This is a genomic window from Candidatus Acidiferrales bacterium, from assembly GCA_035515795.1.
Taxonomy (GTDB): Bacteria; Bacteroidota; Ignavibacteria; order Kryptoniales; family JAKASW01; genus JAKASW01.
Window position 1 is genome coordinate 44,662 of sequence record DATJAY010000019.1, and the last position, 7,265, is coordinate 51,926.

Below are 7,265 nucleotides of genomic sequence, written 5' to 3' on the forward strand. Positions count from 1 at the left end.
CCGTCACTCTTGCCGATTCTCAGGAGTGATGCTCATGACCCGCGCACTCTTCAAACCCGCTCAACTTGCCTTCAGCGAAAAGTCTCACCGCTTCATCAAATAAGAGCCCGGGCGCCGTAATGACTTCGATGCCTGACTCCTGAAAGCCCACAACGGCTTTCCGTCCCATTCCACCTGCGATGATAGTGCCGACGTTGAATTGCTTGACATAGGCGGGGAGCTGGCATGCACCGCCATGTTCGCCGTTCAAAGGATTGAAATAGGATTCCCGCTTAACAACTTTATTCTCTGAGTCCAGCTCACAAATATTGAACTTGGCACAATGCCCAAAGTGTTGAGCTACCCGCTCCTCGGAGCCCGATTCTTCAATTGCCACTGCTAGTCTTCGATTCATTCGTACTTCCTTTTGTTACTCAGTCAGATATAAGCTCAACCTCCGTGCCATAAATTTCGCCATTCTCGCCTTGAAATAAGCGATTTTAGCTTTTATCCTTTGCAGTATTGCAATATCCATTGCAATGATTGCGTGACTGCAATTAAATTGAAATGCCAACCTGAGCAGCGGCAAAGTAATAGACATACAGGGATAACTGACATGAAAGAAGTAATCAACATCATCGATAAGAGCAGGGAGAACATGGTCATCCCCGATGGGATAGCCGTCATCGGACAAGGCCGCAAGATAATGGTATTCAACGAGGCGGCCTCCAGGATCACGGGGTATGGCGAAGAGGAAATTGTCGGCAAACAATGTGATATTTTATTCCGAAACAGCGCGCATGAAGTGGAACTCATCTCACGTTCCCTCATAGAAGGTACGGGATTATCCAACTTGTCGATCAACATCACCGACAAGAGGGGTCAATTCAAGAATGTGCTGGCGTCAATCACCCCGATAGGTAAATCTGGAGAAGTCACAAGCGTTGTCTTCGTCTTCCGCGATACAAAGGAGATGCTCACACTTCATGAAGAACTTGAGACTAAAACCCTTGAGCTAATCGATCAGCGTAACAGGCTCAACGCAATCTTTAACAGCAACATTGAGGGCACATTCACGATAGATAACGATTGGAATGTGACTTCCTTCAACAATTCGGCAGAGAAAATAACAGGCTACAGAAGAAGCGAAGCTATCGGAAGGAAATGCTGGGAAATATTTAAATCACCTCTGTGTCGAAACGGATGTCACATGGAACAGACGATAATGAAAGGAAGGCCGACGATAGGAAATGATCTCGAGATAACGAAAAAGGATGGGATGCCTGTACCAATAAGGGTAAACTCCGCGATCTTACTGAACAACAAGCAGGAGAGAATCGGTGCAGTCGAGACCTTCATCGACATTTCCGAGCTAAAAAATCTGTCGGATCATTTGAAAGAAAAGTTCAGATATGAGAACATCATTGGCAAGAACAAAGAGATAGAACGGGTCTTCAGTCTGCTGGACAGCGTCTCGCAAACGGACTCGACGGTTTTGATTACAGGCGAAAGCGGAACAGGGAAAGAGCTTGTTGCCAGGGCAATCCATCTCAATAGCCCAAGACGAAACGGAACGTTCGTAGCACTGAACTGCAGCGCGTTCGTGGAATCGCTCATCGAAAGCGAGTTGTTCGGTCACGAGAAGGGTTCATTCACCGGCGCGATCAAAACGAAGATCGGGAAATTCGAGCTTGCACAAGATGGCACACTCTTCCTGGACGAAATCGGAGATATCTCATTGCCTGTGCAAACGAAACTTCTGCGCGTCCTCGAGACCCGACAGTTTGAGCGGGTCGGAGGCAACAGGACCATAAAGATGAACGCGAGAATCATCGCGGCTACCAACAAATCGCTGCAAGACGAGATAGAAGTCGGCAGATTCAGAGAGGATCTTTTCTACAGGATCAACGTCGTGAACATTCATCTTCCTCCGCTCAGAGAAAGGATGGATGACTTCCCTCTCTTAGTCAGCCACTTCATAACTCATTTCAACGAAAGATTTTCGAGAAATGTGAATCGCTTCTCTCCCGATGCGTTCAAAATACTCGCTGAGTATGACTGGCCTGGAAACGTGCGGGAGCTGGAGAACGTCATCGAGCATTCTTTTGTGCTTTGCGGAAAGGACGTTATCGGATCGGAGTGCGTGCCTGAAAGAATCAAGGTGTCGGATCGAGGAATGCACATCACAAATCCATCCTCTATCAAAGAGGCCGAGACTTCCGTAATCATCACTACCTTGAAGAAACATGGCGGAAGCAGAGTCAAAGCGGCTGCTGAACTCGGCATCCATCCTTCGACGCTGTGGCGAAAGATGAAAAAGTTAGGAATATAACTCACCACATTCATTCATGCACACGCGAAGATAACGTTAATTCGCAACTAGCCGAGATTGTTCAAGGAAAGGCATTGGTGAAACATCCCTTAAAACCTTGAGTTAACCAAGAACATTTCCTCATAAATTTCTGATATCTTTTTGAGAATCGAAGTATCTCGTGCGCAAATGTCATATCATGGTCATGGTACAATTGCATTCCAAATTCAGGTTTTAAAACCTCCTGCACTTTCAGGGATTCATTGCAGCGAGAAGCATGAACTCCGAAGGATAATCAAGAGACAACTGACGAGCCCCCAATTGATGTACCAATAATAAGTTGGTAATCCGGTCAAGCATTGGCAATGTTTGGAGCAGCGTAATTCTTCGGCTCCTAGTTGATATACCATCCTGATTATCGTACGGCCGGTGAGAAAGTTGATCGGATAGAGCGTTTAAGCCACAGCTAGGTTCCCGAAAATTACTAGCCTGACATCCTCAATTCCGAATGAACTTCTCCATTGCATCGAGAGCAGTATTGTCACTTTTAAAATAGTGGATATCATTATACATCAAAAGCGAAGACCGATACTGGCTCAATTTGGCCTCAGGTAGCTCAGTTTGAAATAAACAAAAAAGGAGGAAACATCGGGGAGATGCTCCCTCCTACAGATGTCAGGGGGTTGATAAATTATAATCCATTGGGGGTTCATTGTCAAATAATGGTTCAGCCCAAAGTTGTTCAAGGAATTCTTGCGCCAAACCATAGAATCTCTTAGATTGGACGTTGCTCTCCCAGAATTTGTGAGAGTCTTCCCATTTCACAACCCCGACAGTCGTTCCTGTCGGGGTTTTTGTTGAAAACTAAGCCGCTTTCCTCTCTCAATTATGAAATGTTAGGAACCCTTTCCAACTAATCAAATGCTTACTGATTCCCGCCCGCATTGCCGGAGTAACTCTTATGGTCTCATGGATGCCAATAAAATTGTAAGGGAAGAAGTGGATAGCGATGGCCGCGTAAGATGCCTCAAGCTCTTGGAAAAACCATCGGTGAGCCTTGTAAAGCATCTCATCTGCATTCTCATTATAGGGTTTTGACATTCAATGTGATTGTCCTGCGCCCAATTGATGCACCAACGCTGATTTAGGCTTCCGGTGAGCCATTCAAGCTAAGTCGAATAAAATGATTCCGGATTTGGATTCATGTAGCGAAGCGAATTGTGCGGTCTCATCGAGTAGTACTGTACCCGGCGATCTTAAGCAATTACTTTTGCTTACGGGACTGTATCAAACATTTCTCAAATACGTAACTCGTTTTTGCGCAAGATTATTGGACGCGTATTTGTTGACAGGAGCGCGTGATGAAGAGATGACCAAGGTTAAAAGGGAGTTTGTCCATTGGGACAAGGAGACCATGAATCTGCCTCCAGATATAACAAAGACTGACATGGAGCGCATCATCCCTCTACCCGGGAGATTATTGGAGCATTTCAAAGTGCTGAAACAAAAATGCCATGCTCGCCCTTTCCTTCCGGACCGGTCTACGATAACTCAACATTGGCAACCTATGCGTGAGGGAGGTAAGTATGGTGGCAAGGATCATAAAGGAACTGACATCATGGGTACTCTTTACGATTTAAGAAAGACGGCGGAAACAGAGTTAAAGAATATTGGTCTCAATCAGGACTATATGGATATTCTATTAGGACACAAGCGTCGCAACATCCCCAAAGATCACTACACCAACTACAAAAGAGATCTCCCTGTCGTCAAAGCCGCTTTAGAAAATTCTCAGCATTATATTTTCCAATTGAAACCGATGAATCTGAACTCTTCATTAATACCGAGAAAGATTAGGTGTACCATGAACCAATCAGAAATGTGCTCAAAAAACTGGGTACTTTTGTTTCGAAAGAGTCTGATTTATAGCATCGGCGTGTCATCAGAATCTCCAAGTATGCAAGGTTTTCCCTTTTTTGCATAATTCGGAGCAGACTACGGATCTGAGGGTTGGGGGTTCGAATCCCTCCAGGCGCACGGAGTTTATGTTTCTGGAATAGTTTCTGTCAGGATGGGGCACTTATGAATCAATCTTTCTTGCAAGCGATGATTCCGAACGATTCGGAAAAAAGCTCGCAGTTAGAAAATCTTCAGAACACCCACTCCGAGATCCTGTCTCTTAGAAATCGGAGATACAGGAGCAAGCCGGGCAGGTACTTGTTTAGACGAACCTTCACTTGTGTCCTGTCGTGTCGAACAAGGAGGGAGCAAAGTTAATGGATGTAATCTGAGTGATCGGAATTCTGCGCACCTCACCATTCACCTGGAACCGGATAGTGTCTGCATCAGCGCCTTCGAAGATGCCCAATAAACTTGTTCCGTTGGCAAGAATAGCTATGTCCAAGCTATCAGCCGGAGCATTCGACGGCGTGCCAACTGGCTTTGGCACTACCTCATAAACGTTCTGGCCGGGAATGTATTGATAGTACACTCCGCCGTAATAGTAATAAGGGATGGCGCCTATGCTGAAGTTGATGAATCCAAACGGAAGGACTCTTATCCTCGCTCCAATGGGAGCCGGGATCATCACATAGCCGCGTCTACCACCTCTATAAAAAAATCCGTCGCCGTAAAAATATCTGCGTCCACCCACAAAAACCGGATAATGAGCGCGCGGGAGCACGGTAACGGCAGTGCCTCCCCCTCTTCCGGTGTAGACACGCCTTCTCTGCGCACTCGCGTCAGAGGCAACGAAAATAGATACCAGCAATATCATCGCCGACAATACCACAATTTTGCGCGGGTAAGCTTGAGTAGTTTTCATAACTTTAATTCCCATCCTCACATTATAAGCAAAACTTCTTCTTGCGAGAATAAACTGTTTTCTAATATTTGACTCAGCAACATTGCCGACAGTTTAATCTGAAGGTGTTACGAAAAGTTCGCCGGCCCCGACTTTACCGGGAGTGGACTGAAGGACCCCTTAGACGATGAAGAAGAAATATCTCAAGTGAGATTTCTCCGGCCATTCTTCGCGATAAGACCGAGACACCTTCGTTCGAGATGGGATGCTACTAGGGCACTATGGCTTCTTCCGAATCGAGATCCGGTCTGCCGCTCAATAGTGACTCAGGTTACTGAAATCGGATCACAATAAACTGCTTCTTCGTAAGAAGCTATTTTTTGCCCGGACCGTTGCTGCGACTGTTTTGTTTTCGGAGGTGCTTCCGTCGTTTCAATCCGTAATACCTGCGCGCCTGGATAACCCTTCTTAATCAGTTCGAGCATTTCACCTAATTTCAAGCAATCAGATGACACAACACGTTCATGATTGTAAAACAAGAAGCAGATCCTCATCGCTCAACTATTCCTTTAAGTCTCATTTCGCTTCGAATCCACGGATGAAATAATTCTTTCATTTCGCAGAGTCCGGCAGTTCGACAAATTTAATATCGCGGCGGATTTTCTTATCGAGGAACGCTCAACCCAAATTGATAAGCCCGATTTATCCAGATGCTCTTCACTGGCCGCAACTATAGTGCCGAATGCGCATCTTTGCAATGCTGATCCTTTTCTCGGAAACGGCGATTTTATCGCCATCTTAATCAGAAAATTTTTCCGCAGCGTGGAATAATTACAATAAGGTAAGTCTGAAGTGAGATAAACGAAACAAGGTTGCAAAACCGCGCCTGCCGCCATCGCGAGGGATGAAATGAACGGCACCGAACACATCACGACTTCTTCATGGTCTCTGAATGTGCCGTCCTAAGCAAGGATTGTATTTAACACTTCTTCTTTGTAGACTTTATTCACATCACCGAACGGCCGCCGTTGTTGTTTGCATTCCACTGAAAAGATGAAAGGCAACGGGAAGGCGGGTTTGCGGAGGATCTCTATGACTAATCACATGGCGACTACTCGGTGCAGCTGGCTTATTTACTAAATCACAACAAGGAGCATCTCTATGAAAAAACTCATGTTTATCGCCGTATTGTCACTATTTGGTTTTATTCCATCATATGCTCAGCAGGATGCTGAGGGGTGCAAAGATCATCCGCTCCTGAGCAGGCTTCCTGGCTTTTCGATAGAAGAATGCAAAAGGAGCTATGACCAGGCTGAGTTTTACGATGCGCAGGGCGAACCCGTTCAGTATGAAGGCAATCTCACCGTTATCAAATACAATAACGTGGGGAGCCCGAGCGATCCCCCCAGCATGTTCCAGATATTGAGAAACTACGAGAATGCGATAAAAAAAATCGGCGGTACAAAAGTTTTTAATGACAACATAACCGGCTGTTTCGTCTTTAAAAAGGACTCGTTGGAATATAAAATCAAGGTGTGCTGTTACGGAACCTACAGCGACCATGATATCGTCTATGAGCTGGATGTACTTGAGATGGCTGCAATGAAACAAGAGATCGTGGCAAACGACATCCTGGAAGCCCTTAATAATAACGGGCACATCGCATTGAACATTCTTTTCGATACCGGTAAATCGACGATCAAGCCGGAATCCCAGTCCATCGTGGATGAGATATACAAGACTCTCAACGAGAATCCTGGCCTAAAGGTGAGCATCGAAGGCCATACGGATAATGTCGGAGATCCCGCGCTAAACAAGAAGCTTTCGGAAGACCGGGCAAGCGCAGTGATGAATGCATTGATAGCAAAGGGGATCGACAAATCGAGGTTGCTCTCCGCCGGTTGGGGAGATACGAAACCGATTGCCGACAACAGTACTGATGATGGAAGAGCTAAAAACAGACGCGTCGAGATAGTGAAAAAGTAGGTTCGCAATCTTCATGCAAAGGTTTCTGCATGATAGAAAATTCTGAGCAACGGGATGAATGGAGTAGGAATTTAAGTCAGAAGATTATTTCTACCGGCCGGGATGCGTGGTTGCTTTACTTTCACTGAGAATTGCCGTCGTGTAGACTTTTGTTTCTACGGTAAATCATGCAATCGGTGCGGCCAC

At 45.7% G+C, this 7,265-nt stretch carries 5 protein-coding genes; 3 read left to right on the forward strand and 2 right to left on the reverse strand.

The annotated features are described in order from the left end of the window. Positions 1-19 precede the first annotated feature (19 nt). Positions 20-394 carry a NifB/NifX family molybdenum-iron cluster-binding protein gene (locus tag VLX91_08900; protein HUI30323.1) on the reverse strand — a complete coding sequence of 125 codons (375 nt, stop codon included), beginning with the start codon at positions 392-394 and terminating at the stop codon, positions 20-22. A 201-nt stretch (positions 395-595) separates the two neighbouring features. Between VLX91_08900 and VLX91_08905 the strand changes: the two genes are divergently transcribed. Together VLX91_08905 and VLX91_08910 are read left to right on the forward strand one after the other, a co-directional pair. Further along, a complete protein-coding gene (locus tag VLX91_08905; GenBank protein ID HUI30324.1) occupies positions 596-2,311 on the forward strand; it encodes a sigma 54-interacting transcriptional regulator in 1,716 nt (571 codons plus the stop codon). 1,348 nt (positions 2,312-3,659) lie between these two features. Next, entirely contained in the window at positions 3,660-4,274 is a 615-nt protein-coding gene (locus VLX91_08910; GenBank protein HUI30325.1) for a hypothetical protein, read from the forward strand. 249 nt (positions 4,275-4,523) lie between these two features. Here the strand turns inward: VLX91_08910 and VLX91_08915 are convergent, their stop codons facing one another. After that, entirely contained in the window at positions 4,524-5,114 is a 591-nt protein-coding gene (locus VLX91_08915; protein ID HUI30326.1) for a DUF6515 family protein, read from the reverse strand. Between the two features lie 1,140 nt (positions 5,115-6,254). On the opposite strand from VLX91_08915, the gene VLX91_08920 reads away from it, so the two are divergent. Next, the gene (locus VLX91_08920; protein ID HUI30327.1) at positions 6,255-7,079 is read left to right on the forward strand and encodes an OmpA family protein; all 825 of its coding nucleotides are present in this window, start codon (positions 6,255-6,257) and stop codon (positions 7,077-7,079) included. Positions 7,080-7,265: the final 186 nt, after the last annotated feature.